The following is a 16,166-nucleotide window of genomic DNA, read 5'->3' on the forward strand; positions in this document are numbered from 1 at the left end:
ATTCGAAGTCATATCACCATCATATGCGCAGGTAGGTCCATTTGTGAGTTTGGCGGACTTTCGTCGTTGCTAAATAACTCTCGAATATGCTTCACTCTTGCAACGCCATTCATTCCACACGTAGAGCCAATTTGAAACACAGAGGAGGAAGACACCCCTTCTACATGTATTGAAGAAACTTTAATCACAGGCTTCTCGTGATAAAAAGCTGTTCTGACAGATCGTTCTGGCAACATCAATGGAATAGGCTCATAATACACTTCAAATTCTTTCGCATCTAAGTTTTCTGCTTCATTCCCATAAAACAAACTAACGGTTCGCTGAACAGCTAACACCTTCACTTTCGGGCATAGCTCCTGTGTATCACCGATTTGAACAACACTTGAGATCCCGACAGAATTCACCTTCGAGAACTTCACTTGAGATGTGCGCTTTATCATTATCGAGGTGCAAGAGGAACAAACGGGCCAATGATCAAAGATTCTGGCGGTGTATCAAAGATGGAGGATAATTGTACATGATCTGTGTCCCCAATGATAAATAGGGAAGAGGACGAAACCCCAACTACTTTAATGCTTCCGGTCTCGATGTTGCGGTTGACGACTGTGAAATTCATCCGTTTTCCTCTCCTTTCGTTTCATTTGGAATATGGGCTAAGAAGTGTTCAATTGCCCGTTTGACATCATGCTTCACATATTCAGCAATTTGCTCTGAACGCTGCAGCGGGGTCATATCTTCCCGGTGCGGGAGCTGTCCTGCATAATATTTGATTCTGCTGTCAATTTGTTTTCGGATGTCTTCAATGATGTGGTGTTTGTTACTTTCATCAAGAGACCCTTCGTATCGTTGCTCTAGCTCTTCAAGAAGTTCTGGCGCTTCTTCGTTTAAAAATGCGTCGACAAGCTGGCGTGTTTGATTGAAAAATTGATCAGCCATTTCTTGCTGCATCATTCCAATGCCCGGGGCTGTTGTTTGGCCCACTTCAAAGTTTTGAACACTGTTTGGATCAGATGGATTGAGGCCGATATTCAGCGTACCTTCCAGCCGCTCGATTTTCAGTTGATCAAATTGATAATCAATCCGTTCAATCGTCGTTGTCGGTTTATCCTTGATCATTTGCATTTCCTGCTGAAGCTCGTTAAGCCTTTTTTCAAGCATCATGATTTGTTGTGTTTGCTTTTGAATGATGCCATGCACCTGTGAAGCGTTGCTTTGATATTCATACATTGACATACACCTCCGGGGATTGCAGATGAACTTAAGTTGTTGGTGACTGAAGCGGTACAAAAGGTGTTGTGCTTGCGCCTTGGGATTCTTGAATTCCTTGTGTGCCTGCTGCGGCAGGTGCTGCTTCTACGTAGCTGCCCGTGTTATACAAATTAGAAAGAGCTTTAATTGACCCAGCGCTCCCAATTTGTAGCACAGAGGAGTTACTAACAGACTCTACACGCAAATAATTAATTTGTATCGCTTGATTAATATAGAAGTTCAATGAATATTCACTCCTTACAAGTTACCAACAAGCGGTTGATCAATGACATCACTGTCGTACGTATTTGTCACACTTTTATAGTTGCTAATGCGCAATTGATCACCAGTGTTAAAACTGCCTGCGCCAGCAAACGTTTTAACCTGACTATTTGGAGAAATGGTGATGCAGTCTCCAACATGAACGACTCCGCTCGTTCCGACGGCATTTACTTTAAAGGCTCCAACAATAGCCGGCATAGCGGTGCACATCCTTTATAAAAATAAGGCACTTTGTTTTTGGGCGTTTCACCATAGCTTATGATGGGTCTTTTAATGTGTGATTGTCTTTTTGAAAGCTTTTGATGAGAGGAATGAGGTGTATGGTTTACCCTTTTTTAGAGCATTCATTCGAGGTGTATTTGATGCCTTTATTTAAGAGTGTGTCAAGCTCTTGACTGCACCTGATGGTTTCTTCGGCATTCATCCCGAATTTTTTTGCGGTCTCAATTAAATGTAATCTTTTTTGTTCAATTTCATAATTGATCATAACGGACGCCAACTCTCACATTTTTTATCAAATAGAAGGATATGGCTAGTATACCCTATTTTTCTATAAAAAAAGTTGTTTCGTCAATATGAGTAATAAAGTGACAAAATTCGAAAGCGTCCTTACGTTCCCTCTCTCTCTTTTCTTATTTCAGCCTGTAAATAACGTCGCCTTTTGTTGATATATTGACGGATGATTTCTCGTTCTGATTGTAAGATGTCTTTGCGGTCTCTTGTATAAGGATCATTTCCAATTCGCTTCTCAATAGAAGCATGCCATTTCTCAATCACTGGACAAAGCTGGTCTGCTAAAAAATGTGTATCGAGTACGTGCTGGAAAAGCGTGTAATAGGCTTTCTTAAATGAAGGGATATCTAGTAATCTCGCAGTTAACGTATTAAAGCCGCTTACTGGAATATAATCAAACGCCATTTCTTCTCCATGGATGTCACGGCCCCATGTCGCATCATAATCCCAAGGAAGCACTTGGAATCTGCCTTGTTCATTCACATAAAGAGCGTAGTTATGGACAAAGCCGTCAAAGTTTTGTGTGCACACGACACCAATGAGCCAGCGGAAATACTGGGTCACATCTAGGTAATGTTCAATCTTTTCTGCAAATATGTCATCTTTCGCTGTGTTGAGAAAGTAAATAAATTCACTTAGCTGCTGATCATGTTGAGAAGTCCCTGTTTTTTTCTCATACCCGAGGAGAAGGTGTTTTTTTGGCTTTTTATCAAATGAACTCAAAAGGGAAAAATTGGCGTCGTCATCGACTGCATAATAAATGCCGCCTCCTGAAAGCTGTCTTTTTTGAAAAAAGTGCTCATCGACGGATTCTATTTTTAAATAAATGCCTTCTTTTCTTCCGTTTATCGTGAGAAACACATGAGACGCAGCAGGGCTTAGCACTCCTATCTGCTCAAAGAAATAAAAGGACAGTCTGTTTCGGATAAATGAAGGGTCATTGTATTCTGCATTTAAATGAAAGATAGATTCGCCTTGTCTTTGCTTTGGCTTTCGATATTCAATTTGATAGGACTTTTTTTTCAGCTTTCTGATGTGAGATCCCCGGTATGAAGCGTAAATGTGTGATTTGATCTGACCAGTTTTCAAAATGCCCTCAACAGGTTCGTCGTTCCATATGTCTTTTCTTAATTCAATCAGGTCCTTTGGATGAATCCAAATATCCATTTGCTTTAAAGGTTCTGTGGTCATGCGTTCATCCTCCTCCTATGTTCTTCTTTACGATATGAAAATGAAGGAATGTCCTGTACCCGTTTGTTAGGTATTCATGGAGTTTTAAAAGAAAGGGACATCCGCCAAGAACAGTTGTCTACCAAGTCTCGTAACATAAAGCAGAGAAGATAAACAGCTTGATCTGTTTGTTTTGTCAAAGTATAGACTGGGAGGGGAATCGTTCGTGAGCACATTTGATCATTCACATATTGAACATGCAGTGGATTCACTTCGAAGTGAAGGACGTGATCATCACTTAGATCGTGAACCAGAATCGAGACGCTCGCACAAGTCAGCACGTTCTCGCCATTCAAATCGCCGTCATTGGTTCTTTGGTGGAGGAGGATGCCGTAAATCACATCGCAGCAAAAAAAGCTATAAGAGCTATCGTTCGAAAAAAAGCCGCTGTTCAAAGAAAAGCGTGAAAAGTGAGAAACCATGCAAAAGTAAAAAGTCGTGCAAAAGCAAGAAATCTTGCAGAAGCAAAAAAAGTGAGCCGAAAAAATCATGCCGCAGCAAGCACAGATCCCATCATAAGAAAAGCTGCCGTAAGTCACACCGCAGCAAATGCAGATCGCATCATAAGAAGAGCTGTCGCAAGTCACATCGCAGCAAGCACATATCGCATCATAAGAAGAGCCGCAAGTCGCACCGCAGTTATTCTTGCAAAAGATGTGGAAAGAAAAATCATCATTCCCGTAGAAGTGGAAATGTTGACCGCAAATGGGATCAGGGGAACATGTGGGAGTATCGCCGCTACCGCTAAACATCAGATCATCTTTTTTGAAACCCTTTTTAAAAGAGAGTATGATAAAAAAGGGTTTTTTTTATTTGATAGAGAAATAAAATGAGACATCACCACTTAGCGAAATGAAGATTGTGAGGGGAAGACATGAAGTTTTTTACAGGAGAGATACATAGCAGAATGTTTATTGGGGTAGTCATTGATGATGAATGGGTTATGGATGTCAAAAAGGCAGAAGCCAAATTATTCGAGCTTGAGACATTGCCAAACTCTTTAGCTGAATGTATTCATATGGGAGACAAGTTTGTTGAGCATGTCAAACAACTCCTTGACTGGGCTGAGAAAAAACAAGAAGACCGTGGTTCTTATGTTTATCCGCTGTCGGACGTGAAACTCCATGCGCCAATTCCAAAGCCAGCTAAAAATATTATGTGTGTTGGAAAGAATTATCAAGATCATGTCATGGAAATGGGAAGTGCAGCGGATATTCCTAAAGATGTGATGATCTTTACGAAGGCACCTACTTCAGTCATTGGACATGAAGCGGATATCCTCCTTCATGAAGATGTGACGAGTGAACTAGATTATGAAGGGGAGCTTGCGATCGTGATCGGCAAAACAGGGAAGAATATTGCACCTGAAGATGTCCGCGATTATCTATTTGGTTACACCATTTTAAATGACGTAACGGCAAGAGATTTACAGAAAAAACACAAACAATTTTTCATAGGTAAAAGCTTAGATACAACCTGCCCGATAGGACCTTATATTGTGCATAAATCAGTGATTGAGGATCACGGTGCGCTTCATGTGGAAACAAAGGTGAACGGAGAAGTTCGCCAGTCTGCAAGTACAGAATTAATGATTTTCTCCATCGAGAACATTGTGTCTACTCTTTCAAAAGGGATGACACTAGAAGCTGGTGACATCATTGCAACGGGAACACCTTCTGGGGTTGGCAAAGGCTTTGAACCGCCTAAATTCTTAGCTTCAGGGGACCAAATCGACATTACGATTGAACCGATTGGAACGCTATCAAATCGCGTCAAATAAAGAGTAAGATGACACAGGATTGTCGCTTTGTGTTCGACTTATTTCGTGGTACGATGAGAAGGTAATTGTTCTGATAAAGGGGGAAATAACGAATGGGAACGCATTTACATATTACAGCATGGGTGCTAGGAATTATCTTATTCTTCGTGGCCTTTGCTCTAGCTGGTAAAAACGACAAAGGTGCTAAAATTGTGCACATGATTGTCAGATTATTGTACTTAATCATTATCGCCACAGGCGTAGAGCTGTATGTTCGCACAGGAATGAAGATTCCAGGTTTCGGTGGCGAGTATATCGGTAAAATGATTCTCGGTATCCTAGTGATCGGCTTCATGGAAATGACACTTGTACGCAAGAAAAAAGGAAAATCGGTGACTGGTGTATTGATTGGTTTTATCATATTCGCGATTGTGACCATTCTTCTCGGTTTACGTCTGCCGATTGGTTTCCATATCTTTTAATGGAAAAAGGACATTGCTTATACGAAGCAGTGTCCTTTTTATATGCCATCAAACTGCGAAACTGAACGGTGACCATCAGAAGTGGTCCATTCAAAACGAATTTGTCCCAAAGCGAAATCGTGGTGACATTGAAGGGCAAGTGATTGTGTATCTGTCGAAAACTGAAAGAAAGAAACTTGTTGAAAAGAATGAAAGGAGGAGAAAACACAATCGTAGACAGAAAAGCCAAGCTGCTCGATCTGTGCAATGATGTCATAAAAGACGTTTTCAGGAACAAACATGAGAAGGTCAAGCAAGCCTTTGGCAAGTGATGCCGTATATTGAATCTCTTCACCGCCTTGTATGTCTAACAGCTCTCCATTTTCATGAAGTATCATGGAACCGAGCAGTTCACCTTTTGTCCATCTATCATTTTCCTTTAAACAGATCATCGTGCTTTGAAGACTTTCTGGTAGCATGATGTCTCCTTCTTCATCTTCAATCAGACAATGCCCGTTTTCAATGAGTAAATATCCGTTGCACCATCTTCGGTCGCAGCGTTCAAGCTGATTCATTCGTTTTTCCATTTGCAGACGCTCCTTTCCTCTTTCTTTTCTTACCAAATCATGCTTGTCCTATACGCCCGTTAAAAAAGGACAAATCAACTATCAAGGAGACGATGCATAAACTAAGAAAGGTTGAATGAGATCACTTATGGAAAAACGGATGGGAGCTGATGATGATGTGTGGAATAACAGGCTGGGCAGACTTTAAAAAGCAGCTCATCCAACAGGATCATGTAATCAATCAAATGACAGATACATTATCTAAAAGAGGGCCAGACGATACAAATACGTGGAAAAGTGAGCACGTTTTATTTGGGCATAAAAGGTTAGCGGTTGTAGATGTAGAAGGCGGAAAACAGCCGATGACATATACACATCAAAACCATGCTTATACCGTTGTATACAATGGAGAGCTCTATAACACAGAGGATATAAGAAAAGAATTGTTAAAAAGGGGCCACCGCTTTCTTGGGCATTCTGATACAGAGGTGCTTCTTCACGCCTACACAGAATGGAAGGAAGAGTGTGTGACCCATTTTAATGGTATTTTTGCATTTGTCATTTGGGATAGTGAGCGTGAATTATTATTTGCAGGGAGAGACCGGCTCGGCGTCAAGCCATTTTTCTATACAGAACGTCATCATTCCTTTTTATTTGGTTCAGAAATCAAAGCGCTTCTTGCTCACCCTGATATGAAAGCAAAAGTCGATCATGAGGGATTATCGGAGATTTTTGGTTTAGGACCGTCTAGAACACCAGGGCAAGGAGTGTTTAAAGGGGTAAAAGAGCTGAGACCTGCTCATGCCTTGACCTTTTCAAAAGACGGATTGCGTGTGTGGAGATACTGGAATGTCAAAAGCAGGGTGCATACGGACTCACTTGATGACACCGCACAGAACGTCAAGGACCTCTTTACAGATGCCGTCACAAGGCAGCTCGTCTCTGATGTGCCTGTTTGTACATTTTTATCGGGTGGCGTCGATTCGAGTGCTATTACCGCCATTGCCGCTAAGCACTTTGAGAAAATAGGGAAAGCACCACTTCATACGTATTCCGTTGACTATGAAGGGAATGATCAATTTTTTGAAGCAAGTCATTTCCAGCCGAATGCGGACGGTCCATGGATTGACCGCATGACCAAGGCGTTTCAAACGAATCATCACAACTGCATCATTGGACAAAAGGAGTTGGCTGCTTATTTAAAGGAAGCGGTTGAGGTCCGAGACTTACCGGGTATGGCAGATATTGATTCTTCCTTGCTTTGGTTCTGTCGTGAAATTAAAAAGGACTTTGTGGTTGGTTTGTCAGGTGAATGTGCGGATGAAATTTTTGGAGGTTATCCTTGGTTCCATTCTGCAAGTGAAACGAATGGTTTTCCTTGGATGAGATCGACGGAAGCTAGAACGCAGCTCTTACAAGACTCGTGGCAAAAAAAGCTGTCACTAAAAGAATATGCACAAAGCAAGTATGAAGAAACCGTGGCTGAAACACCTCTTTTAGATGGAGAAACTGGAGTAGATAAAGCCCGGAGAGAACTTTTTTACTTAAATATGGTCTGGTTTATGACAACGTTGCTAGATCGAAAAGACCGAATGAGTATGGGTGCGAGCCTTGAGGTACGTGTGCCATTTGCGGACCATCGCCTTGTCGAATATGTATGGAATATTCCTTGGGAAATGAAAATGTATGGAAATCGTGAAAAAGGGGTTTTACGGAAAGCATTAGAGGGAATTTTACCGGATGAAGTGCTTTATCGCAAGAAGAGTCCTTATCCGAAAACACATCATCCAGCCTATACCCATGCTGTGAAAGAGATGTTAACAGATTGCCTTGCGCAAAAAGATTCTGTCCTTCACGAATTTCTAGATCCGAATCAATTAAAGCAGTTGATTGAAACGGAAGGAGCTTCCTTTCAAGTCCCTTGGTATGGTCAGCTCATGAAGGGCCCGCAATTAATCGCTCATCTGGCGCAAATTCATCATTGGTTTGAGACGTATCGAATTGATATAGAAGCGTAATAAAGGGTCGGCTTTCTTACATTTGTTGAAGGGAAGCCGGCTTTTTTGATACATAACATGAGACGAAAAGAGCACATCGAAAGTTGATCTAATCTTTCTAATTTGTATAATTAACTTAAAGTGAATTAATTTGGAGGAAAAAGGATAATGAAAATCATTGTGATCGGAGCAGGACCAGGGGGACTTGCGGCAGCTATGATGCTTCAAAGCAAAGGACATGATGTTCATGTTTACGAAAAACAACCCTTTGTTGGCGGACGTAACTCTAAGTTTCAACTGGGTGATTTCACGTTTGATACGGGTCCTACCTTTCTCAGCATGATTCATATTGCAGAGGAACTGTTCACCTTTGCTGGTAAAAATCTTTATGACTATATTGATGTGATTGAATTAAAAGAAATGTATAGATTGATTTTCCAAGACGATCAGCTAGATATGATACGAGATCGTGATGAAATGTATAGACGGTTAGAAGCCTTTGCACCTGGAGAGGGCGAAGGATATATACGATTTATGAACGATACGAAGCGAAAAATGGATCGGCTTACTCCTATTTTACAAAGTAAAATGGATCGTTTTCATCATTATTTGCGTCCAAAAGTGCTTAAAGCACTTCCGCAGCTTTCATTGAATAAGAGTTTATATGATGTGCTGTCAGATTATTTCTCAAATGAATCAGTGAAATATGCCTTTACATTCCAATCAAAGTATTTAGGCATGTCACCGTGGGAGTGCCCAGGTGCTTTCTCCATTTTATCATTTATGGAGCATGACACAGGTGTGTTCCATCCGAAGGGCGGGGTCAATCAGCTGTCAGAAGCGATGGCAAAAGCAGCGGTTGAAGCTGGAGCAACGATTCATCTGTCATCCGGCGTCGAAAAACTGCTGACAGAAGGCAGGAAAGTAAAAGGCATTCGCTTAGAATCTGAAAAAGAAATACAGGCAGATGAGGTTGTCGTAAATGGAGATTTTGCACATGTGATGACAAAGCTTGTAGAGCCAGGCCTTTTAAAGAAATATAGCGAGAAAAAATTAAAAAAGAAGAAATTCTCATGCTCCACCTTTATGCTTTATTTAGGACTAGATACTATGTATGAGGAGCCGCATCATACCATCGTTTTTTCTGATGATTATGCGCAATTCGTCAAAGGCATTACGAAAACATATGAGCTGCCAGATGATCCATCTATTTATATTCAAAATGCTAGTGTCACAGATGACTCACTTGCGCCAAAAGGAAAGTCAGCTCTTTATGTATTGGCACCCGTTGCCAACAATCAAAGTGGCATTGATTGGGAAGCGCATCAAGATGAATTCAGAGAGCTTGTACTGGATACACTCGAGCGAAAAACCGGATTTAAGAATATAAGGCAGCATATAGAAGTCGAGCGGATGATCACACCGAAGCAATGGGAGGAAGACCTTTACGTATACGAAGGAGCCACATTTAACCTTGGTCACCAGCTGACGCAGATGATGGTTCTAAGGCCGCACAATGAATTTGATGAATTGGATCACTGCTGGCTTGTAGGAGGAGGAACGCATCCAGGAAGCGGACTGCCGACCATTTTAGAATCAGCACGTATCACGACAAATGCAATTCTTTCAAAAGACAAACATACACACAAAACATTGCCGCAACAAGAAAAGGGGAGCGCCTCATGAAAAAACATATATTGATTGCAGGTGGCGGTATTGGCGGGATGATCTCAGCACTTTATTTAAAAAAAGCTGGACATGATGTGACGCTTGTCGAAAAAAACGAGCGACTTGGCGGAAGACTTGCTTTTGTACGTGAGAAAGGATATAAAGTAGATGAAGGTCCGACCATTGTCCTACTTCCAGATATGTTAAAAGGTATTTTACATGAGGTTGGAATTGACGAAGCATCTCTTGATCTTTTGCAGCTTGATCCGCTGTATACAATCCAATTTCAAGATGGAACCTCCTACACGAAGTACTCCGATGCACTTCGTCAGCTAGAGGAAATCAGACGTGTATTTCCAAACGAAGATCAAGGATTCCTAAAGTTTATGGAAGAAATGACCGACCGATTTCAAGAAGGGCAGCAAGCCTTTCTAGAGAAATCATTTCATGAAAAGCGAACATTTTTTACAAAAGCAAATATGAAGATTTTAATGAAATTAAAGGCGTATCGCACGGTTCAAAGTGCCTTGAAAAAGTATTTCTCAGACGAACGCCTGCGAGATGCATATGCACTTCAAACCCTCTATGTCGGAGGAAATCCATATGAAGCATCTGCTATTTATTCGCTTGTTTCATATAGTGAGCACGCGCATGGCATCTACTACTTAAAAGGTGGTTATGCGAGTTTAGTAGATATATTGGAAGGACAGCTCATGAAAATGGGTGTGTATGTGAGAAAAAATGCAGAAGTCACGGAGCTTGAGTTTGAGGGGAAACGCATAGTTAAAGCAAAAGTCAGTGACGACCATATAGCAGCTGATGCTTTTGTCATCAACGGGGATTATCCAGCTGCGTTAAAACAACTTGGTTTAGGCGAACAAGATCGGCGTAAATACGTGCCGTCTTCAGGCTGTGTGATGGTATATCTCGGGCTCAATAAAATCTACCATGATGCGCCTGTGCACCAATTTTTTATGGGCGAACACTTTGATCAGCATATGAAAGAGGTTTTTCAATCGAAGACGATTCCTCAAGATCCGTCGTTTTATACATTTAATCCATCGATCATTGATCCATCTCTTGCTCCGGAAGGCTGTAGTGTTTTATATATGCTGATTCCCGTTCCCTCAGGAGATCATATCAACTGGGAAGAGGAGACAGATTTTGTAGAGCAAATGGTGGATCGACTTGAGAAAAGAGGCTTTCCAAGATTGCGAGAGTCGATTGTCTGGAAAAAAGTCAGAACACCAAATGATTCCTTGCGAGAAGGATTGTTTGAAGGCGGAAGCTTTGGACTTGCGCCTAACTTATTTCAATCAGGTGTGTTCCGCCCGCAAGTGAAGGCAGCTGAGACCGATAATCTTTATGCGGTAGGTGCTTCCATCCATCCTGGTGGCGGAGTGCCGATCGTGATGCAAAGTGCGAAACTGATGGCGTCTGTGCTGTTAAAAGATTTGAATGACAGAAAGGAAGTGAAACTAAGTGGTTGATGTACAAACAGCATTGAAATTGTGTGAGGAGACCATTCAAACCCATTCCAAAACGTTTTACCGTGCCTTTTCCATGCTGCCTAAAAAGAAACGGCAGGCTGTCTGGGCTGTGTATTCCTTTTGCCGGAAAGCAGATGATATTGTAGATGAATCACCCTCGCCAAAAGAGGAGCTTGCCTCCTTTCGAGAGACGTTTGATCGATTTTTACAAGGTGAGGTAGATCGGAATGATCCGATGTGGGTAGCGCTAGAACATACCTTTCAAGAGTTTCGTATGGATGAAGCACCGTTCCGTGACTTGCTCCAAGGTCAGGAGATGGATTTAGAGCAGCACCGATATGAAACGTTAGATGAATTGCTCATTTATTCCTACCATGTTGCTAGTACCGTTGGACTTATGCTGCTTCCCATTATTGCACCGCGTAAAAAAGAACAGCTGAAAGAAGCAGCGATTTCATTAGGGATTGCTATGCAGCTGACCAATATCCTTCGTGACATCGGCGAGGATAAAGCCGAAAGAGACCGCATTTATTTGCCAAAGCAAGTCATGGATCAATTCGGATATACAGAGCAAGAATTGCAAGAAGGCATTGTCAATCAAGCATTCCAGCACGTATGGGAGTACATTGCCTTTGAAGCAGAGGCATACTACGAGGAGTTTTTTGACCATCTTCATGAATTCCCGCTTTATTCACGTATACCAGTGAAAGCAGCTGCTCACTTTTATAAAGCCATTTTAGATAAAACAAGAGAAAATGAATACCGCGTATTTACAGAGCGATCATTTATTTCGAACCAAGAAAAAGCACTTATTTTAGAAGATATTACGTAAAAAAGGACTGCACCCGCAGTCCTTTTTATGTGGAAGAAAAGCGATATTCCGTCCAAACCCTTGAACGCCACCGCCTATACATAAAGATGCCTCTTACCCATTCATCTACGATAAAAGAAATCCAAATCCCAATGAGACCCATCTCAAACTGAATACCTAATAAGTAGGCGATTGGAAGCCCGATGCCCCACATTGAAATCATCGCCATATACACTGGAAACTTCGCGTCGCCAGCAGCCCGCAAGGAATTGATAATGACCATATTAAACGAACGGCCTGGTTCCAAAATAATGGTCAAAAGGAGGAGTGTGGCGGCGGTTTGAATGATCTCGCTGTTGCTAGTAAAGAAAGCAAGCAAATGCGTCGATGATAAAGATAAGGCAGTAGAAGAAAGAAGGGAGATGCCAATGGCCCAGTATAAACTTTTCATGCATCTGTGATAGGCAGCATCGAATTCCTTCGCCCCAATATGGCGTCCGATTAAAATTTGTGTCCCTTGGCTAATGGCTGCACCAAATAGCATGATGAACATCATAATATTTTGAGTATAAACCTTTGCAGCTAATGCCTGCGTCCCCATTAATGTAATAAACAGTGTAATGATCATTTGAGAGCCATTATAAGAAAGCTGTTCTCCAGCAGAAGGAATGCCAATTTTCAGCAGCTTTTTTAAATATGTCCGCTGGATATGAAACATTTTCTTCAGGGAAAAGCGTAATCCAATTCGGCGGCGTACAATGAGGATCATGGCCATTAATCCGATCAATCGAGCGAGTGAGGTTGAAAAAGCGACCCCCATGACACCTAATATAGGGAAGCCAAACGGACCGAAAATCACCAAATAGTTACCAGCGACATTTAGCAAGTTCATTCCGATAGTGACATACATCGTATCTCTTGTATATCCATAGCTTTTTAAAATAGCACTATACGTCATAATGAGCGCTTGAATAAAAGAAAGCAGCCCGACAATTTGTAAAAATACAGTCGCATCCGGCATGAGCTCACTTGATAAGCCCATCAGGTGTAAAATGGGAACAGCTAATACAAACATGAGAAGACTAATAACAAAGCTAATCAAGAAATTGGTTCCTAGTGAGACATAGGCGACTTGAGCCGCTTCCTGCCTGCGGCTTGCTCCTAAAAGCTGTGCAATCACAATTGTTGTTCCAGTTGTAATGAAACTGAACATGACAATCAATAAATTCAGCAGCTGGTTGCTTACACCAACTGCGGCAACACTATTATCGGAATATTGGCTAAGCATGAGGGTATCAGCGCTTCCCATCAGCATATATAAAGAGATTTCAATAAAAATAGGCCAAGTTAATGCAAATAATGAAGGGTGGTTTTTCTTCCCTTTAGCTTGAGTCTGTTGAATTGGTAGTGATTGAGGTTTCATCAATCAACCTCCTTTCGTATAAATCCGATTTATAGTGTACCTTGCATCGACTATAATAAGAAGAGATGAAACCGAAACTTATTGGAGAAATCCGACTTCATAAGGGGATGCATATGAATCGATTTATTACATTTACTGTACCGCCGTTCCCAGTTTATATCGCTTCTGGCAAAGGCGTATTTGATCAAGGAGAAAGACATATCTCTAGAACCTTCACCGTGTTTGATCTTCTTTATGTCACAAGGGGACAGCTATGGATTACAGAAGACAGGGAGGCTAATCACGTAAAAGAAGGAGAATATATCATTCTCTCACCTGGCTTGTCGCATGGTGGACACTTGCCATGCGAAGAAGAAACACACTATGAGTGGCTCCATTTTTCGATTGATCCTTTTGAGTTGACAAATCGGCCGAGAGAACACTGGTTTGATATGAAACAAAATCAAGCCACCTTTGAAAAGCCGGCGACCTATGAATTTAGCTTGCCCCGTAAAGGAAAAGTGAAAGGGAGAAATGTATTAGAAAAGCACCTTGCACAGATGCGGGCCCTAAATGATGACGCATCTGAACTGCCGCTGAAAAAACAGCTACAGTTTGAGGAACTGCTCATTCATTTACAAAAAGAAGCCTTTCATATTCCAAGTGCAAAGGAGAATGTCGCTTCAGAAGTGGTTCATTATCTTGAGCGTCACTTTATGAAGAAACTGCAAATGGATGAGCTTGCAGAGAAACTGCACTATCATCCTGATTACATAACAAGGTGCATGCAGACGGTGTATGGACTCACGCCAAACCAATACATCAATCGTCTCAAGGTTGAAAAAGCCAAAAGCATGCTTGCCTCAACGAATGATCAAATCGCAGCGATCGCTGAACAGGTAGGCATTGACGACCCTACGTATTTTTCTAAGCTGTTTCGGCAAAACGAAGGCATGACACCTATCGAGTACCGTCATCTCGCAAAAAGAACGACCAAGTAAAGGAACGTGAACAGATGAAAAGAGAAAAGGAAAAGCTTGTGAGCATTCGACCATTAAACGAAGCTGATTTAGAGTTGGTATGGCATTTGAAATTCAAAGCACCAGACCAGTCCTACCGAGAGTGGAACGCCCCTTATTTTCATGAACACGAAATCCCGTTTGCTGCATTTAAAAAACGATACTTACAGGATACATCCATTCCATCAAAGTTATATGGTATTGAAATAGACGGCGAGATCAAAGGTACCGTGTCATATTATTGGGAGAATGAACGTACACGGTGGCTTGAATGCGGCATTCTCATTTATGATTCGCGCTTTTGGAGCGGTGGCGTTGGGACAAAGGCGTTAAGTCTATGGGCTGATGAGTTATTTACACACATTGATATTCCTCGAATTGGTCTTACTACATGGTCGGGAAATGAACGGATGATGCGATGCGCAGAGAAATGCGGATTTGTCCTTGAAGGAAGACTGCGAAAGGTCCGTTACTATCAAGGAGAATATTATGATTCGATGCGCTATGGGATGCTGCGGGAGGAATGGAAAAGCCTCCCGCGCAATATCCTTTGAATTATTATTTTTTCAGGATAAAAGTATCATATAATGGAATAAACTGAAGAAGAAGGGTGGCGGATGAATGTGGGCTGGATAACTGGATGGTTTGTTTCTATTTTAGTTGCCATCTATCTATTTATAGATGCACCAAAACATGGGAAAAATAAATGGTTATGGTCTATTTTAGGTCTTTTATTTGGGCTCTTTGCATTTGGGATATACCTCATCAAAACAGGAAGAAAAGGATTGGGCTGGCCAGTTCTGATCGTGTCTATCATCATCTATTCTATTGTGATCATAGTCTATGTCTTTTATTTCCTGCTTCTGATTTTCGGATACTCAAACGCATCATAGAGAACGCGTATACATAAGGAGGAGTTTAATGTTGAGAATAACGGGTCTATTCGTTTCGCTGGCTGTTGCCATTTATTTATGGTTTGATGCGCCAAAGCATGATAAAGACAAATGGTTGTGGGCCATTTTAGGTGTCCTATTTAGTACGATTGTTCTCGGTATTTATTTGATCAAGACAGAGAGGAAGGGGCTTGGCTGGACCATTCTTATTTTAACGATTTTGTTTTACCTCATGCTGCTCATCTCTATTTTAATCGGTGTCATTCTTTTTTATCAAGTGGGTCCTTCATGATGAAGGGCTTTTTCTTTTACCTTTTGCGCCGGTACACCCGCAATAACAATTTTCTCCTCATGAAAGGAACGGTTTACCACAGCATTTGCTCCAATTGAAATATGATCTGCAATATAGATATCCCCAAACAGCTTTGCGCCTGGGCCAATCCATACATGATCCCCAATGGTTGGCACATCTTTTTCATGATGATTTTGACCAATATTCACCCCTTGATGAATATCACAATATGCTCCAATTTTTGCATGTTTGTTCACAATTAAGAGCCCCGTATGATTGATTCTAAGGCCGGGCCCGAAAACACCAATCGGGATATCAAAGCCAAGTTGCATGCCTTTCTTTTTATGTAAATAGCGATAAAGCCATTTGCGAATTGTAGCACCGCTATTAGAATAGTATTCATATTTTCGTAAAATCCTTTGGTATTTCCATATATCATCCCCAAACCACTTAGGCTGTTTGCGCTTAATGGCTAATGCTTTCTTGTCCTGAGCTAAGTAGTAGTGAAGATCATGCTTCGTTACAATCATCAGAT

At 41.4% G+C, this 16,166-nt stretch carries 21 protein-coding genes; 11 read left to right on the top strand and 10 right to left on the bottom strand.

Features of this window, described 5'->3' with window-relative positions; genetic code table 11:
- Nucleotides 1-8 precede the first annotated feature (8 nt).
- The 7 genes from GPS65_RS10510 to GPS65_RS10540 form a co-directional block, all read right to left on the bottom strand.
- Nucleotides 9-440 carry a spore germination protein GerPE gene (locus GPS65_RS10510; RefSeq protein WP_012009500.1) on the bottom strand — a complete coding sequence of 144 codons (432 nt, stop codon included), beginning with the start codon at nt 438-440 and terminating at the stop codon, nt 9-11.
- Nucleotides 440-616, bottom strand: a complete 177-nt coding sequence (locus GPS65_RS10515; RefSeq protein ID WP_003210893.1) for a germination protein GerPD — start codon at nt 614-616, stop codon at nt 440-442. The genes GPS65_RS10510 and GPS65_RS10515 overlap by 1 nt, the downstream gene beginning before the upstream one ends.
- Entirely contained in the window at nt 613-1,227 is a 615-nt protein-coding gene (gerPC, locus tag GPS65_RS10520) for a spore germination protein GerPC (protein ID WP_144481829.1), read from the bottom strand. The genes GPS65_RS10515 and gerPC overlap by 4 nt, the downstream gene beginning before the upstream one ends.
- 31 nt (nt 1,228-1,258) lie before the next feature.
- Nucleotides 1,259-1,492 (bottom strand): spore germination protein GerPB, encoded by a 234-nt coding sequence (locus tag GPS65_RS10525; RefSeq protein ID WP_012009502.1) that lies wholly within the window; start codon nt 1,490-1,492, stop codon nt 1,259-1,261.
- Nucleotides 1,493-1,506: 14 nt separating this feature from the next.
- Nucleotides 1,507-1,728, bottom strand: coding sequence for a spore germination protein (locus GPS65_RS10530; protein WP_003211745.1), 222 nt, complete (start codon nt 1,726-1,728; stop codon nt 1,507-1,509).
- A gap of 127 nt (nt 1,729-1,855) precedes the next feature.
- Nucleotides 1,856-2,017, bottom strand: coding sequence for an aspartyl-phosphate phosphatase Spo0E family protein (locus GPS65_RS10535; protein WP_012009503.1), 162 nt, complete (start codon nt 2,015-2,017; stop codon nt 1,856-1,858).
- Between the two features lie 122 nt (nt 2,018-2,139).
- On the bottom strand, nt 2,140-3,234 hold the full coding sequence (locus GPS65_RS10540; protein WP_012009504.1) for a CotH kinase family protein: 1,095 nt from the start codon (nt 3,232-3,234) through the stop codon (nt 2,140-2,142).
- A gap of 449 nt (nt 3,235-3,683) precedes the next feature.
- Between GPS65_RS10540 and GPS65_RS19980 the strand changes: the two genes are divergently transcribed.
- From GPS65_RS19980 to GPS65_RS10555, 3 genes are all read left to right on the top strand, one after another.
- Nucleotides 3,684-4,106 carry a hypothetical protein gene (locus tag GPS65_RS19980; RefSeq protein ID WP_186312736.1) on the top strand — a complete coding sequence of 141 codons (423 nt, stop codon included), beginning with the start codon at nt 3,684-3,686 and terminating at the stop codon, nt 4,104-4,106.
- 41 nt (nt 4,107-4,147) lie between these two features.
- On the top strand, nt 4,148-5,053 hold the full coding sequence (locus tag GPS65_RS10550; protein WP_012009506.1) for a fumarylacetoacetate hydrolase family protein: 906 nt from the start codon (nt 4,148-4,150) through the stop codon (nt 5,051-5,053).
- 92 nt (nt 5,054-5,145) lie between these two features.
- The gene (locus tag GPS65_RS10555; protein WP_012009507.1) at nt 5,146-5,514 is read left to right on the top strand and encodes a YisL family protein; all 369 of its coding nucleotides are present in this window, start codon (nt 5,146-5,148) and stop codon (nt 5,512-5,514) included.
- A gap of 38 nt (nt 5,515-5,552) precedes the next feature.
- On the opposite strand, the gene GPS65_RS10560 is transcribed toward GPS65_RS10555, so the two are convergent.
- Nucleotides 5,553-6,080, bottom strand: a complete 528-nt coding sequence (locus GPS65_RS10560) for a DUF2777 domain-containing protein (protein WP_012009508.1) — start codon at nt 6,078-6,080, stop codon at nt 5,553-5,555.
- Between the two features lie 155 nt (nt 6,081-6,235).
- Between GPS65_RS10560 and asnB the strand changes: the two genes are divergently transcribed.
- From asnB to GPS65_RS10580, 4 genes are all read left to right on the top strand, one after another.
- Entirely contained in the window at nt 6,236-8,077 is a 1,842-nt protein-coding gene (asnB, locus tag GPS65_RS10565) for an asparagine synthase (glutamine-hydrolyzing) (protein ID WP_041815384.1), read from the top strand.
- A gap of 147 nt (nt 8,078-8,224) precedes the next feature.
- A complete protein-coding gene (locus GPS65_RS10570) occupies nt 8,225-9,742 on the top strand; it encodes a phytoene desaturase family protein (protein WP_012009510.1) in 1,518 nt (505 codons plus the stop codon).
- On the top strand, nt 9,739-11,214 hold the full coding sequence (locus tag GPS65_RS10575; RefSeq protein WP_119124664.1) for a phytoene desaturase family protein: 1,476 nt from the start codon (nt 9,739-9,741) through the stop codon (nt 11,212-11,214). Before GPS65_RS10570 ends, GPS65_RS10575 begins: the two co-directional genes overlap by 4 nt.
- Nucleotides 11,207-12,046, top strand: a complete 840-nt coding sequence (locus GPS65_RS10580; protein ID WP_012009511.1) for a phytoene/squalene synthase family protein — start codon at nt 11,207-11,209, stop codon at nt 12,044-12,046. Before GPS65_RS10575 ends, GPS65_RS10580 begins: the two co-directional genes overlap by 8 nt.
- Nucleotides 12,047-12,071: 25 nt before the next feature.
- Here the strand turns inward: GPS65_RS10580 and GPS65_RS10585 are convergent, their stop codons facing one another.
- Entirely contained in the window at nt 12,072-13,448 is a 1,377-nt protein-coding gene (locus GPS65_RS10585) for an MATE family efflux transporter (RefSeq protein ID WP_119124665.1), read from the bottom strand.
- Nucleotides 13,449-13,561: 113 nt separating this feature from the next.
- On the opposite strand from GPS65_RS10585, the gene GPS65_RS10590 reads away from it, so the two are divergent.
- The 4 genes from GPS65_RS10590 to GPS65_RS10605 all read left to right on the top strand — a co-directional run bounded on the left by GPS65_RS10590 (nt 13,562) and on the right by GPS65_RS10605 (nt 15,631).
- Complete coding sequence (locus GPS65_RS10590; protein ID WP_119124666.1) at nt 13,562-14,428, top strand: AraC family transcriptional regulator; 867 nt, start codon at nt 13,562-13,564, stop codon at nt 14,426-14,428.
- 14 nt (nt 14,429-14,442) lie between these two features.
- Nucleotides 14,443-15,000, top strand: coding sequence for a GNAT family N-acetyltransferase (locus tag GPS65_RS10595; protein WP_012009514.1), 558 nt, complete (start codon nt 14,443-14,445; stop codon nt 14,998-15,000).
- Between the two features lie 63 nt (nt 15,001-15,063).
- Nucleotides 15,064-15,339 (top strand): hypothetical protein, encoded by a 276-nt coding sequence (locus tag GPS65_RS10600; protein WP_012009515.1) that lies wholly within the window; start codon nt 15,064-15,066, stop codon nt 15,337-15,339.
- A gap of 28 nt (nt 15,340-15,367) precedes the next feature.
- The gene (locus tag GPS65_RS10605) at nt 15,368-15,631 is read left to right on the top strand and encodes a hypothetical protein (protein ID WP_012009516.1); all 264 of its coding nucleotides are present in this window, start codon (nt 15,368-15,370) and stop codon (nt 15,629-15,631) included.
- Here the strand turns inward: GPS65_RS10605 and GPS65_RS10610 are convergent.
- Nucleotides 15,613-16,161 carry a serine O-acetyltransferase gene (locus GPS65_RS10610; RefSeq protein WP_088002112.1) on the bottom strand — a complete coding sequence of 183 codons (549 nt, stop codon included), beginning with the start codon at nt 16,159-16,161 and terminating at the stop codon, nt 15,613-15,615. The genes GPS65_RS10605 and GPS65_RS10610 overlap by 19 nt on opposite strands.
- Nucleotides 16,162-16,166 lie beyond the last annotated feature (5 nt).

The organism is Bacillus pumilus, assembly GCF_009937765.1.
Classification (GTDB): Bacteria; Bacillota; Bacilli; order Bacillales; family Bacillaceae; genus Bacillus; species Bacillus pumilus_O.